The 17,516-nt window shown below is 53.7% G+C and carries 21 protein-coding genes, 1 other RNA gene and 1 pseudogene; 10 read left to right on the plus strand and 13 right to left on the minus strand.

Features of this window, described 5'->3' with window-relative positions:
* Position 1 precedes the first annotated feature (1 nt).
* Positions 2-1,363 carry a signal recognition particle protein gene (gene ffh, locus KGP25_RS18105; protein ID WP_014884878.1) on the minus strand — a complete coding sequence of 454 codons (1,362 nt, stop codon included), beginning with the start codon at positions 1,361-1,363 and terminating at the stop codon, positions 2-4.
* Positions 1,364-1,529: 166 nt separating this feature from the next.
* Here ffh and KGP25_RS18110 point away from each other — a divergent pair, with 166 nt between their 5' ends.
* Positions 1,530-2,321 (plus strand): inner membrane protein YpjD, encoded by a 792-nt coding sequence (locus tag KGP25_RS18110; protein WP_014884879.1) that lies wholly within the window; start codon positions 1,530-1,532, stop codon positions 2,319-2,321.
* An 18-nt stretch (positions 2,322-2,339) separates the two neighbouring features.
* Positions 2,340-3,626, plus strand: coding sequence for an HlyC/CorC family transporter (locus KGP25_RS18115; RefSeq protein ID WP_048029284.1), 1,287 nt, complete (start codon positions 2,340-2,342; stop codon positions 3,624-3,626).
* 52 nt (positions 3,627-3,678) lie between these two features.
* Here the strand turns inward: KGP25_RS18115 and grpE are convergent, their stop codons facing one another.
* On the minus strand, positions 3,679-4,272 hold the full coding sequence (gene grpE / locus KGP25_RS18120) for a nucleotide exchange factor GrpE (protein WP_053076389.1): 594 nt from the start codon (positions 4,270-4,272) through the stop codon (positions 3,679-3,681).
* A gap of 122 nt (positions 4,273-4,394) precedes the next feature.
* Here grpE and nadK point away from each other — a divergent pair, with 122 nt between their 5' ends.
* The 3 genes from nadK to bamE all read left to right on the plus strand — a co-directional run bounded on the left by nadK (position 4,395) and on the right by bamE (position 7,497).
* On the plus strand, positions 4,395-5,273 hold the full coding sequence (gene nadK, locus KGP25_RS18125; RefSeq protein ID WP_008502500.1) for an NAD(+) kinase: 879 nt from the start codon (positions 4,395-4,397) through the stop codon (positions 5,271-5,273).
* 85 nt (positions 5,274-5,358) lie between these two features.
* Positions 5,359-7,020 carry a DNA repair protein RecN gene (recN, locus tag KGP25_RS18130; RefSeq protein WP_048029282.1) on the plus strand — a complete coding sequence of 554 codons (1,662 nt, stop codon included), beginning with the start codon at positions 5,359-5,361 and terminating at the stop codon, positions 7,018-7,020.
* A 138-nt stretch (positions 7,021-7,158) separates the two neighbouring features.
* Positions 7,159-7,497: an outer membrane protein assembly factor BamE gene (gene bamE / locus KGP25_RS18135; protein ID WP_008502502.1), complete on the plus strand. Its 339-nt coding sequence runs from the start codon at positions 7,159-7,161 to the stop codon at positions 7,495-7,497.
* 104 nt (positions 7,498-7,601) lie between these two features.
* Here the strand turns inward: bamE and KGP25_RS18140 are convergent, their stop codons facing one another.
* Together KGP25_RS18140 and KGP25_RS18145 are read right to left on the minus strand one after the other, a co-directional pair.
* Positions 7,602-7,889 carry an RnfH family protein gene (locus tag KGP25_RS18140; RefSeq protein ID WP_048029281.1) on the minus strand — a complete coding sequence of 96 codons (288 nt, stop codon included), beginning with the start codon at positions 7,887-7,889 and terminating at the stop codon, positions 7,602-7,604.
* A complete protein-coding gene (locus KGP25_RS18145; protein WP_014832955.1) occupies positions 7,879-8,316 on the minus strand; it encodes a type II toxin-antitoxin system RatA family toxin in 438 nt (145 codons plus the stop codon). The genes KGP25_RS18140 and KGP25_RS18145 overlap by 11 nt, the downstream gene beginning before the upstream one ends.
* A gap of 156 nt (positions 8,317-8,472) precedes the next feature.
* Here KGP25_RS18145 and smpB point away from each other — a divergent pair, with 156 nt between their 5' ends.
* The 3 genes from smpB (at position 8,473) to KGP25_RS18160 (ending at position 9,946) form a co-directional block, all read left to right on the plus strand.
* Positions 8,473-8,955, plus strand: coding sequence for an SsrA-binding protein SmpB (smpB, locus tag KGP25_RS18150; RefSeq protein WP_008502505.1), 483 nt, complete (start codon positions 8,473-8,475; stop codon positions 8,953-8,955).
* Between the two features lie 89 nt (positions 8,956-9,044).
* Positions 9,045-9,408, plus strand: a transfer-messenger RNA (tmRNA) gene (ssrA, locus tag KGP25_RS18155).
* Between the two features lie 271 nt (positions 9,409-9,679).
* Positions 9,680-9,946: a DinI family protein gene (locus KGP25_RS18160; protein ID WP_045354872.1), complete on the plus strand. Its 267-nt coding sequence runs from the start codon at positions 9,680-9,682 to the stop codon at positions 9,944-9,946.
* 49 nt (positions 9,947-9,995) lie between these two features.
* Here the strand turns inward: KGP25_RS18160 and KGP25_RS18165 are convergent, their stop codons facing one another.
* Entirely contained in the window at positions 9,996-10,550 is a 555-nt protein-coding gene (locus KGP25_RS18165) for a recombinase family protein (protein ID WP_023325687.1), read from the minus strand.
* Between the two features lie 29 nt (positions 10,551-10,579).
* Between KGP25_RS18165 and KGP25_RS18170 the strand changes: the two genes are divergently transcribed.
* The gene (locus KGP25_RS18170) at positions 10,580-11,293 is read left to right on the plus strand and encodes a hypothetical protein (RefSeq protein ID WP_223539408.1); all 714 of its coding nucleotides are present in this window, start codon (positions 10,580-10,582) and stop codon (positions 11,291-11,293) included.
* Entirely contained in the window at positions 11,293-11,700 is a 408-nt protein-coding gene (locus tag KGP25_RS18175; RefSeq protein WP_223539409.1) for a tail fiber assembly protein, read from the plus strand. The genes KGP25_RS18170 and KGP25_RS18175 overlap by 1 nt, the downstream gene beginning before the upstream one ends.
* On the opposite strand, the gene KGP25_RS18180 is transcribed toward KGP25_RS18175, so the two are convergent.
* From KGP25_RS18180 to KGP25_RS18215, 8 genes and pseudogenes are all read right to left on the minus strand, one after another.
* Positions 11,672-12,079 carry a tail fiber assembly protein gene (locus tag KGP25_RS18180; protein WP_282441159.1) on the minus strand — a complete coding sequence of 136 codons (408 nt, stop codon included), beginning with the start codon at positions 12,077-12,079 and terminating at the stop codon, positions 11,672-11,674. The two genes, KGP25_RS18175 and KGP25_RS18180, sit on opposite strands and share 29 nt — an antisense overlap.
* A 290-nt stretch (positions 12,080-12,369) precedes the next feature.
* Positions 12,370-12,804, minus strand: a pseudogene (locus KGP25_RS26795) (hypothetical protein); the annotation flags it as partial.
* The gene (locus tag KGP25_RS18190) at positions 12,804-13,484 is read right to left on the minus strand and encodes a DUF2612 domain-containing protein (protein ID WP_223539411.1); all 681 of its coding nucleotides are present in this window, start codon (positions 13,482-13,484) and stop codon (positions 12,804-12,806) included. The gene KGP25_RS18190 and the pseudogene KGP25_RS26795, both read right to left, overlap by 1 nt.
* Entirely contained in the window at positions 13,481-14,626 is a 1,146-nt protein-coding gene (locus KGP25_RS18195) for a baseplate J/gp47 family protein (RefSeq protein ID WP_223540577.1), read from the minus strand. The genes KGP25_RS18190 and KGP25_RS18195 overlap by 4 nt, the downstream gene beginning before the upstream one ends.
* Before the next feature lie 93 nt (positions 14,627-14,719).
* Positions 14,720-14,908, minus strand: a complete 189-nt coding sequence (locus tag KGP25_RS18200) for a hypothetical protein (RefSeq protein WP_151571653.1) — start codon at positions 14,906-14,908, stop codon at positions 14,720-14,722.
* A gap of 52 nt (positions 14,909-14,960) precedes the next feature.
* The gene (locus KGP25_RS18205; protein WP_223539412.1) at positions 14,961-15,485 is read right to left on the minus strand and encodes a hypothetical protein; all 525 of its coding nucleotides are present in this window, start codon (positions 15,483-15,485) and stop codon (positions 14,961-14,963) included.
* A 270-nt stretch (positions 15,486-15,755) separates the two neighbouring features.
* Positions 15,756-16,781: a tyrosine-type recombinase/integrase gene (locus tag KGP25_RS18210; protein ID WP_223539413.1), complete on the minus strand. Its 1,026-nt coding sequence runs from the start codon at positions 16,779-16,781 to the stop codon at positions 15,756-15,758.
* Positions 16,782-16,789: 8 nt separating this feature from the next.
* Entirely contained in the window at positions 16,790-17,374 is a 585-nt protein-coding gene (locus KGP25_RS18215; RefSeq protein ID WP_223539414.1) for a hypothetical protein, read from the minus strand.
* Positions 17,375-17,516: the final 142 nt, after the last annotated feature.

Below are 17,516 nucleotides of genomic sequence, written 5' to 3' on the forward strand. Positions count from 1 at the left end.
ATTAACGCCCTGGAAAACCGGGAGGCATCATCCCTTTCATGCCGCGCATCATCTTCGCCATGCCGCCTTTCTTCATTTTCTTCATCATGCGCTGCATGTCGTCGAACTGTTTCAGAAGGCGGTTAACGTCCTGCACCTGCATGCCGCAACCGGCTGCAATACGGCGTTTACGGGAACCTTTGATGATATCCGGGTTAGCGCGCTCTTTAAGGGTCATCGAGTTGATGATCGCCTCCATACGCACCAGCACCTTGTCATCCATCTGCGCTTTCACGTTGTCAGGGATCTGGCCCATGCCCGGCAGTTTGCCCATCAGGCTGGCCATGCCGCCCATGTTTTTCATCTGACGCAGCTGCTCAAGGAAGTCGGTGAGATCGAAACCGTCGCCTTTTTTCAGCTTGCTGGCCAGCTTCTCGGCCTGCGCGCGGTCAACCTTGCTCTCGATATCTTCGATCAGCGACAGCACGTCGCCCATGCCGAGGATACGGGAGGCAATACGATCCGGGTGGAACGGCTCCAGCGCTTCGGTTTTTTCGCCCACGCCAAGGAACTTGATCGGCTTGCCGGTAATGTGGCGAATCGAAAGGGCCGCACCGCCGCGGGCGTCACCGTCCACCTTGGTCAGCACCACGCCGGTTAACGGCAGCGCTTCGTTAAACGCTTTCGCGGTATTCGCGGCATCCTGACCGGTCATGGCATCGACAACAAACAGGGTCTCTACCGGGTTGATAGAGGCATGCACCTGCTTGATCTCGTCCATCATCGCTTCGTCAACGTGCAGACGACCGGCGGTATCCACCAGCAGCACGTCGTAGAATTTCAGCTTCGCCTCTTTCAGCGCGGCGTTAACGATGTCGACAGGCTTCTGCGCCACGTCGGACGGGAAGAAATCCACGCCAACCTGCTCTGCCAGGGTTTCCAGCTGCTTGATCGCCGCCGGGCGATAGACGTCCGCAGAGACCACCAGCACTTTTTTCTTGTGCTTTTCGCGCAGGAATTTACCCAGCTTACCAACGCTGGTGGTTTTACCCGCACCCTGCAGACCCGCCATCAGCACCACGGCCGGTGGCTGAGCGGCCAGGTTAAGCACCTGGTTCTCTTCGCCCATCGCCGAAACCAGTTCATTACGAACGATTTTGACGAACTCCTGACCCGGGGTCAGGCTCTTGTTAACTTCATGACCAACCGCCTTCTCTTTTACGCGGTTGATAAAATCACGAACAACCGGCAACGCGACGTCTGCTTCCAGCAGCGCCATGCGCACTTCGCGCAGCGTTTCCTTGATGTTCTCTTCAGTAAGGCGTCCGCGGCCGCTGATGTTGCGCAGCGTGCGCGACAAACGATCGGTTAAATTATCAAACATTGTCTCTCGCCTGAGTAGAAACGTTGGGCCGCCATGAGCGACACATACACAGAATTTTGCCGGAGTATAACATGAAGGCGCCTTTGTTGTTATGCAACGGTTGGAGCAGGCGTCACGTAACGTTATACTGCTTCTCTTTCTTATTAAGACAACTGTCGATGCCTATATGCCTGTTTTCGCACTGATCGCCCTTGTTGCCTACTCTGTCAGCCTCGCGCTGATCGTTCCCGGACTGCTGCAAAAAAACAGCGGCTGGCGGCGCATGGCTATTCTTTCTGCGGTCATCGCACTGATTAGCCACGCCTTTGCGCTGGAATCACGCATCATCCCCGGCGACGGCAGCGTGCAAAACTTGAGCGTCCTCAACGTCGGCTCGCTGGTCAGCCTGATGATCTGTACGGTAATGACCATCGTCGCGTCTAAAAATCGCGGCTGGCTGCTGCTGCCGATTGTCTACACCTTCGCGCTGATCAATCTGGCCCTCGCCACCTTTATGCCTAATGAGTTCATTACGCATCTGGAGGCGACGCCGGGGATGCTGGTGCATATCGGCCTGTCGCTCTTTGCCTACGCGACGCTGATTATCGCCGCGCTTTACGCCATGCAGCTCGCCTGGATTGACTACCAGCTGAAAAACAAAAAGCTGGCCTTTAACCATGAAATGCCGCCGCTAATGGTCATTGAGCGTAAGATGTTCCACATCACCCAGGTGGGGGTGGTGCTGCTGACGCTCACGCTCTGCACGGGCCTGTTTTACATGAAGAACCTGTTCAGCGTGGAGAATATCGATAAAGCAGTGCTCTCCATCATCGCGTGGTTTGTCTATATTGTCCTGTTATGGGGCCATTATCATGAAGGCTGGCGCGGTCGTCGCGTGGTCTGGTTCAACGTCGCGGGTGCGGGCATTCTCACCCTTGCCTATTTTGGCAGCCGCTTCATACAGCAATTTGCTGGCTAAGAAACAAAGGAGTTCCCCCTGGAACACATCTCTACCACCACGCTGATCATTACGCTGATCGTCATGGTGGTCATCTCCGCCTATTTCTCCGGCTCGGAAACCGGCATGATGACCTTAAACCGCTACCGGTTACGGCATCGTGCTAAACAGGGTAACCGCGCCGCCCGTCGCGTTGAAAAGCTGCTCCGCAAGCCGGATCGCCTGATAAGCCTGGTGCTCATCGGCAACAACCTCGTCAACATTCTGGCCTCCGCCCTCGGCACCATCGTCGGGATGCGCCTGTACGGTAACGCCGGGGTGGCGATTGCCACCGGCGTGCTGACGTTCGTGGTGCTGGTGTTTGCCGAAGTGCTGCCGAAAACCATCGCCGCGCTTTACCCGGAGAAGGTCGCCTACCCGAGCAGCTTCCTGCTGGCACCGCTGCAGATCCTGATGATGCCGCTGGTCTGGCTGCTGAACATGGTGACGCGCGTCCTGATGCGGATGGTGGGAATCAAAGCCGACGTCACTATCAGCAGCGCACTCAGCAAAGAGGAATTGCGCACTATCGTGAATGAATCCCGCTCGCAGATCTCCCGGCGCAATCAGGACATGCTCCTGTCGGTGCTGGATCTGGAAAAGGTGAGCGTGAACGACATCATGGTGCCGCGTAACGAAATCGTCGGTATCGACATCAATGACGACTGGAAAGCCATCGTTCGCCAGCTGACGCACTCTCCGCACGGGCGCATTGTGCTGTACCGCGACTCGCTGGATGACGCCATCAGCATGCTCCGCGTGCGCGAAGCCTACCGTCTGATGACCGAGAAAAAAGAGTTCACCAAAGAGGTGATGCTGCGCGCCGCCGACGAGATTTACTACGTGCCGGAAGGAACGCCGCTCAGCACGCAACTGGTGAAATTCCAGCGCAACAAGAAGAAGGTCGGCCTGGTGGTCAACGAGTACGGCGATATCCAGGGGCTGGTGACGGTCGAAGATATTCTGGAAGAGATTGTCGGGGACTTTACCACCTCAATGTCGCCTTCCCTCGCGGAAGAGGTCACCCCGCAAAACGACGGCTCGGTGCTGATTGACGGAAGCGCAAACATTCGTGAACTCAACAAAGCCTTTAACTGGCATTTGCCGGAAGATGAGGCTCGCACCATTAACGGGATGATTCTGGAAGCGCTGGAAGAGATCCCGGCCGCGGGCACGCGGGTGCGCATTGAGCAGTACGATATTGATATCCTGGACGTGCAGGACAATATGATCAAGCAGGTGAAAGTCCTGCCCGTTAAACCCCTGCGCGAAAGTATCGCGGAGTAAGGTTATAGGCCGGGTAAGGCGGACGCCGCTACCCGGCACTACGGATAGCGAATTACGCTTTCGCTTTCGCCACGGTCACCATCGCAGCGCGAATGGTACGGCCGTTCAGGGTGTAACCTTTCTGCATTACGCCCAGCACTTTACCGGCTTCAATCTCTTCAGATTCAACCATTGCAATCGCCTGGTGAACGTTTGGATCCAGCGGAACGTCGGTATCGGCAATCACTTCCACGCCAAACTTACGCACCACGTCGAGCATGGATTTCAGCGTCAGTTCGATACCTTCGATCATTGCGGCGTTGTCCGGATTCGCTTTGTCAGCCACTTCCAGCGCACGATCGAGGCTATCGATCACCGGCAGCAGTTCGTTGACGAATTTCTCCAGCGCAAATTTATGCGCCTTCTCAACGTCCTGCTCGGTACGGCGACGCAGGTTTTCCATTTCCGCCTTGATGCGCAGAAGACTGTCGCGTTCGCGATTCTGTGCTTCTACCAGCTGGGCTTCCAGATTCGCAATTTTTTCATCGCGCGGGTCCACCTGCTCAGCAGATGCGTCTGGCTCTACAGCCTCAACTTCATCGTGCTGTTCCGTGATAATTTCTTCAGGGGCTTGCCCCTCAGGCGTTTTCTGTTCTTTACTACTCATGAATTTCTCCGCGTTTTTCTGCATTCATCTCGCTAACTTCGCTTATTATGGGGATCAGTTTCCGGGATTCAAGGGAACAAGACAGATTGTCATCATTCATCAGGCACAAGGACCTCCAGAAAATGAATAATCATTTCAGGTGTATTGGGATCGTCGGGCATCCGCGTCACCCTACCGCACTAACGACACATGAAATGTTGTATCGCTGGTTGTGTAGCAAAGGCTATGAAGTGATGGTCGAGCAGCAGATTGCCCAGGAGCTGCAGTTGAAGAGCGTCAAAACCGGCACGCTGGCGGAAATTGGCCAACAGGCCGATCTCGCGGTGGTGGTGGGCGGCGACGGCAACATGCTCGGCGCGGCCCGCACGCTGGCGCGTTATGACATCAAGGTCATCGGCATCAACCGTGGCAATCTCGGTTTTTTAACCGACCTCGACCCGGACAATGCGCAGCAGCAGCTGGCCGACGTGCTGGAAGGCCACTATATCAGCGAAAAACGTTTTTTACTGGAAGCGCAGGTGTGCCAGCAGGACTGCCAGAAGCGCATCAGCACCGCGATTAACGAGGTAGTTCTTCACCCCGGAAAAGTGGCGCACATGATTGAGTTCGAAGTCTATATCGACGAAATCTTTGCCTTCTCCCAGCGTTCTGACGGGCTGATTATCTCCACCCCGACCGGCTCAACCGCCTACTCGCTGTCTGCCGGCGGCCCAATCCTGACCCCCTCTCTTGACGCCATTACCCTGGTGCCGATGTTCCCGCACACGCTCTCCGCCCGCCCGCTGGTCATCAACGGCGACAGCACGATCCGTCTGCGCTTCTCGCACCGCCGTAACGACCTGGAGATCAGCTGTGACAGCCAGATAGCGCTGCCGATCCAGGAAGGTGAAGATGTGCTTATTCGCCGGTGTGATTACCACCTGAATTTGATTCATCCGAAAGATTACAGCTATTTCAATACATTAAGCTCGAAGCTTGGCTGGTCAAAAAAATTGTTCTGATTTTGCATCCAGGACTTTACTGTATATAAAACCAGTTTATACTGTATGAAAACACAGTTATGGTTTTTCATACAGGAAAACAATTATGCTGGCACAACTGACCATCAGCAACTTTGCCATTGTTCGTGAGCTTGAGATCGATTTCCACAGCGGCATGACGGCGATCACCGGGGAAACCGGTGCGGGTAAATCCATTGCCATTGATGCCCTCGGCTTGTGCCTTGGTGGCCGCGCCGAGGGCGACATGGTGCGCATGGGCGCAAACCGTGCCGACCTGTGCGCCCGCTTCTCCCTGAAAGACACCCCTGCTGCTCAGCGCTGGCTGGAGCAGAACCAGCTTGAAGATGGACGTGAGTGTTTACTTCGCCGTGTGATCAGCAGCGACGGTCGCTCACGCGGCTTTATCAACGGTACGGCGGTCCCGCTCTCCCAGCTTCGTGAACTCGGCCAGCTGCTTATCCAGATCCACGGCCAGCACGCGCATCAGCAACTCGTTAAACCCGAACAGCAGAAAGCGCTGCTGGATGGCTATGCGGGTGAGTACGCGCTTACTCAGCTTATGGCGGAGCACTATCGCCAGTGGCATCAGAGTTGCCGCGAGCTCGCTCAGCACCAGCAGCAAAGCCAGGAGCGCGCCGCCCGTGCGGAGCTGCTGGAATACCAGCTCAAAGAGCTGAACGAATTTAACCCGCAGGCGGGTGAGTTTGAGCAAATCGACGAAGAGTACAAGCGCCTGGCGAACAGCGGACATCTGCTCTCAACCAGCCAGAATGCGCTCAACCTGCTCGCGGATGGCGAAGACGTGAACCTGCAGAGCCAGCTGTATAACGTCCGTCAGCTGCTTACCGAACTGGTCGGCATGGACAGCAAACTGTCTGGCGTCCTGGATATGCTGGAAGAGGCGGCCATTCAGATCTCTGAAGCCGGTGACGAACTGCGCCACTACTGTGAGCGTCTGGATCTCGACCCGAACCGTCTGTTTGAGCTGGAACAGCGTATCTCCCGTCAGATCTCGCTGGCGCGCAAGCACCACGTTACGCCGGAAGAGCTGCCGGGCTACTATCAGTCTCTGCTGGACGAGCAGCAGCAGCTTGACGATCAGGCTGACTCGCTGGAAACCCTCTCTCTGGCAGTGAGCCTGCATCATGAACAGGCGCTGGCGACAGCGCAAAAGCTGCATGAAATTCGTCAGCACTATGCTCAGGAGTTAAGCCAGCACATTACCGACAGCATGCACACGCTGGCGATGCCGCACGGCGTCTTCACCATTGACGTTCGCTTTGAAGAGAATCACCTGACGGCGGAAGGTGCGGATCGCATCGAATTCCGCGTCACCACCAACCCGGGGCAGCCGTTGCAGGCGATTTCCAAAGTGGCGTCCGGCGGTGAACTGTCGCGTATTGCGCTGGCGATTCAGGTGATCACCGCGCGTAAAATGGATACCCCGGCGCTGATTTTCGATGAAGTGGATGTCGGCATCAGCGGCCCGACGGCGGCGGTGGTGGGTAAACTGCTGCGCCAGCTCGGCGAATCCACGCAGGTGATGTGTGTCACCCACCTGCCACAGGTCGCGGGCTGTGGCCATCATCACTTTATCGTCAGCAAAGAAACCGACGGTGAAATGACCGAAACGCACATGAAGCCGCTGGATAAACGTGCGCGTCTGCAGGAGCTGGCACGCCTGCTCGGCGGCAGCGAAGTCACGCGTAACACGCTCGCGAACGCGAAAGAACTGCTGGCGGCATAAACTTTTTCGGGATCTCAGGGTCATACAGAACAACAAAAACGCCGCCAGACCGGTTTCAAAGTGGGGCAAGGTCTATTATCATCGGCATATTACATATGAGCCGCGTTCTGCTCGGGCCCGAAAAGGAATCAAATCACTATGCGTTGTAAAATGCTGACCGCTGCCGCAGCGGTTCTTCTGATGTTGACCGCAGGCTGTTCCACTCTGGAGAAAGTGGTTTACCGTCCTGACATCAACCAGGGGAACTACCTTACCCCTAACGATGTGTCCAAAATCCGCGTGGGGATGACACAACAGCAGGTCGCTTATGCACTGGGAACCCCGATGATGTCCGATCCGTTCGGCACTAACACCTGGTTCTATGTATTCCGTCAGAAGCCGGGCCATGAAGATGCGACCCAGCAGACCCTGACGCTGACCTTCAGCAGCGCCGGTGTGTTGACCAACATCGACAACAAGCCTGCCCTGACCAAATAATCCGGTGTCAAAAATGCAAAAAGGTGCTCATTGAGCACCTTTTTTGTTTTGTGTTGATCCCCTCGCCCCTTTGGGGAGAGGGTCAGGGTGAGGGGAAGAAAGCCCTACTTACTGGCCTTCTCCGCGCGCTGACGACGCAGCTCTTTCGGGTCGGCAATCAGCGGACGATAAATCTCCACTCGGTCGCCCTCTTTCAGCACATCGCCGAGCTTCACCGGACGGCTGTAAATCCCGACCTTGTTCTTCGTCAGGTCGATATCGCTGCGAAGCTCAAGTATGCCGGAAGCACGGATGGCCGCCTCAACGGTCGCCCCCTCTTCCAGCGTCACGCGCTGCAGATACTGCTTCTCCGGCAGCGCGTACACCACTTCTACAGCAATCTTATGCGACACTGTAAACCTCTTTGGCGCGGGTGGTGAACGCCTGAACCATATTCGATGCCAGCTCTTTAAAGATGCGGCCAAACGCCAGCTCAATCAGCTTATTGGTGAACTCGAAGTCCAGATGGAACTCAATGCGGCAGGCGTCAGCGCTCAGCGGCGTAAACTTCCAGCCCCCCATCAGGGTCTTAAAGGGACCATCCACCAGATGCATCAAAATACTCTGATTGCTCGTCAGCGTATTACGGGTGGTGAACGTCTTGCTGATCCCCGCTTTGGAGACATCCACCGCCGCGGTCATCTGCGTCGGGCCAGACTCCAGAACGCGGCTCCCGGTGCATCCCGGAATAAATTCTGGATAAGACTGAACATCGTTCACTAACTGATACATTTGTTCCGCGCTGTAAGGCACAAGCGCAGTACGGCTAATCTGAGGCATAGCATTTCCCATGGTCACACAACGGACAAATAATAACATTTATCACCTGTTAAAAAAACGCTAAGCCTCATCTCGTGCTAAGATAGCGCGTTAGACCTCACAGGACGCAATGAGGTGACTTTTTGAAATCAGATTACCGACGGCTTTACGACACTTATGACGAAGAAAAAAGCACATAAACCAGGCTCGGCGACCATTGCGCTCAACAAGCGTGCTCGCCACGAGTATTTCATTGAAGAAGAATTCGAAGCTGGCCTTGCGTTGCAGGGCTGGGAAGTAAAATCGCTGCGCGCCGGGAAAGCCAACATTGGCGATAGCTACGTGATCCTGAAAGATGGCGAAGCCTTCCTGTTCGGCGCGAACTTTACGCCGCTGACCGTCGCCTCTTCACACTACGTGTGTGACCCTACGCGCACGCGTAAATTGCTGCTGAACAAGCGTGAGCTGGAATCCCTCTACGGACGCATCAATCGTGAAGGTTTCACCGTGGTCGCCCTGTCGCTGTACTGGAAAAACGCCTGGTGCAAAGTGAAAGTTGGCGTCGCGAAGGGTAAAAAACAGCACGACAAACGTACTGACCTGAAAGAGCGCGAGTGGCAGCTGGACAAAGCGCGCATTATGAAAAACGCAGGACGTTGATTCTGCACACTTATTGTACTATTCAATAAGTTAGCGTTCCGGGCTGGTATCCAGGAAGTGAAATCTGGTATACTCAGTTCAACACTATTGGGGCTGATTCTGGATTCGACGGGATTTGCGAAACCCAAGGTGCATGCCGAGGGGCGGTTTGCCTCGTTAAAAGCCGCAAAAAAATAGTCGCAAACGACGAAAACTACGCTTTAGCAGCTTAATAACCTGCTCTGAGCCCTCTCTCCCTAGCTTCCGCTCTTAAGACGGGGATCAAAGAGAGGTCAAACCCAAAAGAGATCGCGTGGAAGCCCTGCCTGGGGTTGAAGCGTTAAAACTAATCAGGCTAGTTCGTTAGTGGCGTGTCTGTCCGCAGCTGGCGTGCGAATGTAAAGACAAACTAAGCATGTAGTACCGAGGATGTAGAAATTTCGGACGCGGGTTCAACTCCCGCCAGCTCCACCACTTTTGATAGGACTGCAACCGGACAGTGGCAATAAAAACAGCCACTTACAGACTCTGACCAGACAGAGCGCAGACCGAGAAAAGACAAAAATATGCACGTGAAATGCACGTGCACTTTAAAAGAACCCCAGATCTCACGGTCTGGGGTTTTTCTATTTGTAACTAAGGGTAACAAAAATCCATCCCCCTTTCGCGCTCCGCTCGCCTTGACACTGTTTATTTTTACAGTAAAAATACTGTATACAACCACAGTGGTTTTCCGGAGGCTTTTATGTTCGTTGAACTGGTTTATGACAAACGCAATGTAGAGGGACTTGAAGGAGCCAGAGAGATTATCCTGGCAGAGCTGACGAAGCGAGTGCACCAGATCTTCCCTGATGCCGAAGTGAGGGTGAAGCCGATGCAGGCGAACGGCTTGAATAGCGATGCCAGCAAAAGCGATCGGGAAAAGCTGAACCGCATGCTGGAGGATATGTTTGAAGAGTCCGATATGTGGCTGGTTTCAGAGTTCCCGACCGTTCGCCAGGTTGGACTTTAAAATTGTGCAGGCTGCCAGCCTATACATTCACCGGCGGCCTGCATCATGTCTAACCACTACCTACCGGAAATTTTCGGTAAAGTGTCGAAACGCCTACGTCGTAAATAATTGCCACTCGCTGGCGCGTCTCCCCTGCAGCGATCAATCTCCCTGCTTGCGCCCACTGCTCATCCGTCAGTTTTGGCCTGCGGCCGCCTATCCTCCCCTCTGCTCGCGCAGCTGCTAATCCTGCACGGGTACGCTCAACAATGAGCTCTCTTTCCATTTCTGCTAGCGCGCCCATAACATGAAAGAAGAATCGCCCCATCGGGGTAGACGTGTCTATACTGTCGGTCAGACTGCGAAAATTTATCCCTCGCTCCCGCAGCTCCTCCACCAGAACGACAAGATGCCTCATGCTTCGCCCGAGCCGATCGAGCTTCCAGACCACCAGTGTGTCGCCTTCTGATAGCGTCCGGAGTACCTTTTTGAGTCCTGGCCTTTCGGATGTCTTACCGCTCATCTTGTCTTCAAAAATCAGCTCACATCCTGCGCTATCGAGCGCATTTCTCTGCAATGCGGTGTTCTGGTCATTAGTTGACACCCTCACGTAGCCAATAAGCACACCTTTTCCTCCAGGCAAAAGCCGAAACAATGCCAGACAAGGAGGAAATATTCATTCTCTTAAACCTCGGTTTAGTAACAAACGGGAAAGTGGGGCGTCTTATCAATATCCAGACCCCGTCTGTTTCCGGCACTTACACCCCAACGGCAGGCACCAAATTCGTAATTGCCAAACTGCAAGCTGCAGGGGGCAATGGAGCGAACGCAGCAGCGACAGCAAGCGGCCAGGTTGCGTGCGGTACCGGAGGATCTGCTGGTGCTTATGCCGAATTTTTGGTGAATATTACTGATATTACTAATTTTAGTTTCACCATTGGTCAGCACGCTGCACTGTCATCCTCAGCAACTCAGGGCGGGAGTTCGTCATTTTGCGGAGTAACATGCACTGGCGGCAGAGGACAGGCATTCGCAACTGCTACGTCGTCATTGCCTGTCCAGTCGCGAGGAAATGATGGAGGCATAGTTACTAATGCCGGTACGACAACATTGCTCATGCTTAAGTCCAAGAAAGGATCAATAGGAGGTAATGCGGTCGCCACAGCACTTGGAAACGCAGTCTCTGGATATGGTGGCGATAGTGAGTTTTCAGCGGGTTCCATAGGTGTTGGGGGAGGAAATGCGAATGGTGTTGACGCGCAAGACGGCGCTGGAGGTTCTGGCGCAAATGGAGTTTCCAACCCGACCGGCGGTTTCAGTGGTGGCCTTGGTGGTGATGGGGTAATTCAGTTCTGGGAGTATGCATAATGACTGTTTCACGATATGCACTTGTGAAAAATAACGTTGTGGAAAATATTGTTGCATGGGATGGAGAAGGCGATTTATTTAGTGAATTCCTTACGGTTGAGCTTGCAGAAGAAACGCCGTGCAGCGTCGGGTGGAATTACGACGGAAAAGAATTCACGCCTCCACCAGAACCAGAAAAAACACACGCGGAGCTGGTCATTGAAGCTGATGCAGAAAAACAATCCCGCCTTGATTATGCCGCAAACAAAATCGTCGTCTGGCAGACGAAGTTGCTAATGGGCCGCAAATTGACAACTGACGAAACGGCATCACTAAATGCCTGGATGGACTATATTGACGCGGTCACTGTGGTAGATACAGAAACCGCGCCAGATGCTATTAGCTGGCCGATCCATCCGGAGGTGTAGGCCAAACAATATCGGGGGCTTTTGAAGTATCAACGCGCATCAACTGCACCCGGTATTTTTTCCATTCTGCCAGAGCAGCAGTCTCATTCTCTGTTGCTATCCCAGCATCAACAGCGTCCTGGCGCCATGAAATTTCTGCATCAGCAGTCAGGCGGAGCGAGTTTTTTACTTGCTGTGCCTGTGCTACATAATCAATCACTGGCTCGGTAAGTACGGGACTGCCATCAGTGCCTGGTGTTATCTCCATTCCGTTTTGCTGTTCCTGAATGAGTCGGAAATATTCGCTTTCATCAATTTCAACGGCATCGGCAGGGTATTCTTTATGAATCTGCGATTGATAAAATCCGCGCATTGACGGGGAGTAATAATATTTATTCATCAGTTAATCGTCCCAATTGATAGCCACATAACACCGGTAACACTTTGCGTGTTGGTTGATGCCAGGGTGATACTCGTATTTGTTGAAGTGGCCACACCGACACGGTAGTTATTTATTGACGAAACATCAACCGGCGTACAGAACTGTGCCAGACCCGCGTTAAGCGCCAGCTGATAAGTGGCAGATGCTGACCCGGCAGTCGGTACAGTTACAGATCCCCACTGAATCACCAGCTTTTTCGTCCCCAGCGGAATAACCGCATAACCAGGTGAAGTTAACGATCCTACAAAACCGAGGTATGTGAGAATGTCGGCAATCGTACTTTTACCGATAATGTCACGCCCGACTGAAGTAAGATCCGTCTGCGCTGCGGTATCTGCCCCGGTGAAATACGGAAGCTTATTTGCCCCTGTAGCGAGGCCGGCAAGTGCCGTCAGTGTGGCATCAAGCCCCTGAAAGTCCTTACCGAGCGCGGTGGTCATTTTGGCAATGAACCCGCTCACATCACCATCATCCAGCACATCAAGCCCGCTTTTGTTGGCGGTGTACTGCGCCAGCGCGGCCGCGATAAAAGCTGACTGCCGAATAGCTTTGTTGACCTGCGCACTGGATGCTTTGCCTGCTGTAAATCCAGAAAGTAGAGCAGGAAGAGCTTCCCAGTCAGCCTGGGACATTACATTTGCACCAGCGCCGGTAGCAAAAGGTTTGAAGTCATTTTTAGCCATTACAGTAATTTCCCCCATGCGCCATCATCAAATCCGGCGATATATTCGTTGTCCATGTCAAAACCGAAGAATCGATTACCCTCTGACGGTGTTTCTACCGAAGGCGTTTCAACGTCACCGGCCCACACGCCAGCGGCTTTAACGGTGAGATAGCCCTGCTTAATAGCGGCGATCAGTTCGAGAGACACATCTGAAATATCAGTCTCGGGAAAAACCCAGACCGAGATCGTCATGTCCTGGTTGTCGACGATCTGCATCCTCAGGCCAGAGCCTGCAGTTGCAGCGTCAAGGATGGGAGGCAGCGAATCATTCCGGCCGTCCCAGTTGTTGATAGCGATTTTCGCCTTAAGGACGATGCGATAAGTTTCGTCGCTTAGCGTGGTGTAGCCTGAATCGGGGTCATACGGGCCTTGCCATACCCCCTGATCGAACCCGAGCCCGTCAGTATCAAGGCTGAAATAAACGCCGCTTATCGGCTGGCTGACTATGCGACTGCGACCAATCCAGAGGCCGAGCGTATCGAGCTGGACGCCGACAGCAGTATCAATATCGAAAGCGCTTACCAGCCCCCGGGTGGCGCCGGTGATATCAATCAGTGGCCGCGTGCTAAGGTCGACGTGATCAAAAAATTTCGGCTTCGTGGCGTGATAGTTGGTGATTAAGTCCGTGTACCTGCTCATGACGTCACCGTTAGAACAATGTTTTCGGGTTTACACGACGCGGATTCGTTGTAGGCAATGATGATGTTTGCCGCCGCTACGCTACCGGCTGATTTTCCAATCAGCAGCTCCTGTATGTCGTAGTAGCGCGCATTGCCACCACTCACTACGCCGAGGTTCGCCGGTGAATAAATCCTGCTCAGCAGCACATCGTCGCCGATCGTCAGCCCATTGATGTAATCCGCGACGGCCTGCTGAATCTGAACGCCAATTTGCGACGTGTAGCCGGTGAATGCCTTCAGGGTGATATGCCCATAAATCGGGACATCAGTAGACCGCGAAAAACTGATCACGTGTGGGTTACCGTAGGTGTCCAGCACCGTGACAGATGTTGTCCCGTAGGTGGCTGTTCCCTGCCCTTTGTTTCCCCTGATTGTCTGGGCTATCTCGGTAACATCACCTCCATCGACGATGGCGGAAATGGAATGAGGAGGCAGCCCGTTGCTGTCGGTAGCACCAGTATCATTCTCGTAGAGCTTGTGACGAGTCACGCCTGCAACGTTGGCGATCGCACCGTCGACACCTTCAAACGGTGTGAGTGACGGCAGAGCGACGCTTTGCCCCTGCCTGATGCGCAGTTCTGCGTCGGTTTCAGCCGGGGCGCCTACGGTGGCCGCCGCCGGGTTGGTTACCGATGCCCAGCCACGGGTCGGCGTGTTGATAGTGGTAATAGTCCCGGCCAGCGCCGCAACTGCTCCGCTGTTTGAACAGGTTGCAGTTACCATCACGGTCCCGCCGACACCGATGGTCACCGAGGCAGGAAGCCGCCAGATCACGTTATTCGTGTCTTTCACGGTACCGTTTGTGATGGATGTCCCGGCGGTACCGGTCAGAAGCAGATCCACGGTAGAGTTCGTCGCCCCCCGGCGCGCGATACCGTTAATTTTAACGTTACTGGTCAGCGCTGCGCCGTAACCCGTAGCAGGTGAGAAGCAGTTATAAACGGAGATGGCCGTGTTGTTGGCATCGTGAATAGCCAGCGCCACCAGCGCCACCATCTGGCCGTCTTTGCTGTCTGGCTCCAGATAAGCGTCACTGCCATAAATCTGCTGAAAATAGCTCGTCAGGGTATCGAGTATCGTCTGGTAATCAGGCGCACTGATTCAATAACAATGATAAAGTTATTGATATATATGGATTTTATTTTTAAGGTGGTGAGAATCTAGTCCGTTAACTGTTCTTAGGTGTGCGGATTGCTATCTGCGAGGTGCAGGCTTACTCCAACGATATTCCGGGGCTGCCATGCGCTGGCGGTGCCTTTCCTTTGCGGCGAGCGCTCCTGCTACCCTACGGCGTATCTCCAGCATGTCAGTAGCGTCTAAATCTCGCCCTTGCTTTGTTACCATCTCTGCTATTGCAGACTCGATCACATCAGATTTCAGCATGTAAGTTACTCATTACCAGAAGTGAAACTTAACGGCTACGGTCGCTCAACATTCACCAGTACCGCCGGACAGTGCTCAGCGAACATGACAGGCTTTCTGCTGCCAGCACCTGAGTTAATCCTGACCGTTTACAGCATTGTACCGCCTCACGCCGCTGCGCTCTAATCCGCTCAAGACGTACAGCGCCATCAGTAACCCGGCGCGTTCTCTGCTTTCGCTGCTCATGTCGAACCACCCGCTGCCTTTCCCTTTCCTCCTCTGCGGCTATCAGTATTTTTCTGGCCTCGATGTCTTCCGGGTAATTGTTGTACCAGTTGCGTTCGCGATACTGTGCTGGCCTGCTCCTGCTGAGTTTCGCTTCTTCCATCAGGCGCAGTATCACCCCATTGGCGGTATCGCTGCGTGCTCTCAATTTCCTGACGGCTTTTTCAGAAACTCCAAAGTGAAAAGCCACCCGGTGATTACTCATAGCACGGTGCAGGTTCAGTACCGTGCGTAATACGTCAGTAAAGGTCTCCTCCGTCCACCAGATCCCCTTAAACCGGAAGCCATTTTCAGCGGCTGCTAAAACGTTCATTTTTCCTCACTCTGTCCACCATCGGCAAAAAACGGGACGTGCTCACGAACCCTCAAAAAGTCCGCGGCGTATCGATAACGGTAGAATGCGGCCTGCGCTCATGTGATATGCCGCACTTTGTCGGGCTACAGGCCGTGTCATTCCTCATTTCTCCGCATTTTGTTGCTCACCCGTCCGGAAAGCGTGAAAAAGTGCGGTATTATCCAAAAATGGCTAGATCGTCGCTTTCAGTCGATGAACCCGCATCACACCGGGAAAGTAAGGAGTTTACTATATTCTCCTTACCCCTCCTCTCAGAGCGTTCTTGAGTGACGGTTTTTCGCGGAAAAGATGCCCGTAAATATTCAACGTCACCGACGGCCGGGAGTGGCCCACCATGTCAGACACGTCCAGAATATCAACGCCGTTTTTTACCAGGCTGGACACCGCAAAATGCCTCAGGTCATGAAATCGCGCTATCCCGAATTCAGAGAGCAGGCGTTTCATCACGCCGGATGTGCTGTAGTTCAGGCTCAGCCTCTGTCCGTTGCTCCCGGCAATCAGCGGTGTATCCGTTCCCAGCAGCGTTTTATCGAGGCACTCAAACAGGCCAACCGGCATATCGACGGAACGGCCCCTGCCGCGCTTTCTGCCCCGGATAATACCGCGTGAAGTCAGATGGCAGCGAACCTGTATTTCGTCAGCGCTCACATCCCGATAGGTTAACGCCAGCACTTCGCTGATACGCAGGCCGCAAGCCGCGCCCAGCCAGATAGCAATCCTTTCGCGCCGCTCTGCACGATCCAGCATGGCTAACACGGTATCTTCATCCGGGATTTGCCACGGCCTGTCTGCCGGTGATCGGCTCTGGCGAACCGGATTATGCGCAATCATCCCGGACCGCACGAGATAAGCAAAAGCCGCGCCGATGTACACAAGCGACTGTCGGTTAAGCCGCTCGCTAAGCTGGCGTGAAGTTATTTTATTCAGGTTTTTATTCAGCAGGTCAGACGGAAGGTTTAGCAGGCAATAGCGGTAGCGGTCGTAACTGGTTGCCCTGATCCGGTTCCGGTTCAGCCTGTCACGCTGATATCCCAGCCATAACCAGGACAGTTTCTGCAGCGTCCAGCGTTTTACCGCCTCAGCATTGTCTGCCGTTCGCCAGTCAAGGGCTGCCACTTCCAGTTGATACAGCAACGCCGCCGCATCGTCGATGCTGTGAAAGGTATTGCGCCGTCCGGTGCGGGTTTCTTTATCCAGCCAGTTAACGACATAACGCAGGCGCTTTTCCGAGCCAATCTCACGGATAGATGCCATGTTTCCCCCTACACACCCTGCAAAGGTAATTCCAGAGGACACCAGCTAAACACTGCTACCGGATGCTCATCGTTTCGCTGACGGATCATGTTTATGAGAATATCCGCACGGGGTGATGACCTCATAAGCGCGGCCAGCGTGGCTATTTTTGACGCCTCAGGGTTTCTCGTCTGATATTCGCCAATTTCATCGCCCAGCAGAGTTTTCAGTAATACATCGCCCGTCATGTCCGGTTTTTCCCGACGCAGTTGGTCAAACTGTTCAGCGGCCATCCGGCGTACAGGAATGTAAATCCGATCCTCTAAATCGCGTAATTTTCGATGTGCATGAATCAGTACAGTGCCGTGTTTACCGCCCACCTCCAGTTCACCGAATAATCCGGTGATGCGGCCACGAAATTCGGCTACCTCGTCTTGTGGCACAAGCGAATCAGGAATATAGCTCTCCAGAAGCGCCAACCTTGCCCGGATACGTTCTACAGCAGACACCTTATTACTTACAGCTTCATCGGCCAGCGCCTGTCTGTATGCAGGTAAACTTTCAATTTCCTGCGTATCAGAGCAGGAGTTTGCATTAGTAACGCTATTTTTCATTTTAAGTTACCGTTCCTCTCGTCTGACATTTAATACGGCTAACAAGATGGTTATTTTCTGTGCGTAAAAGCTTATAAATGCCGCCAAACCAAATGATAATGAATTGTTAATGCATATTCTTTTTTGAACTATAAAAATGGCT

This window comes from Enterobacter sp. JBIWA003, from assembly GCF_019968825.1.
Lineage (GTDB): Bacteria > Pseudomonadota > Gammaproteobacteria > Enterobacterales > Enterobacteriaceae > Enterobacter > Enterobacter quasiroggenkampii.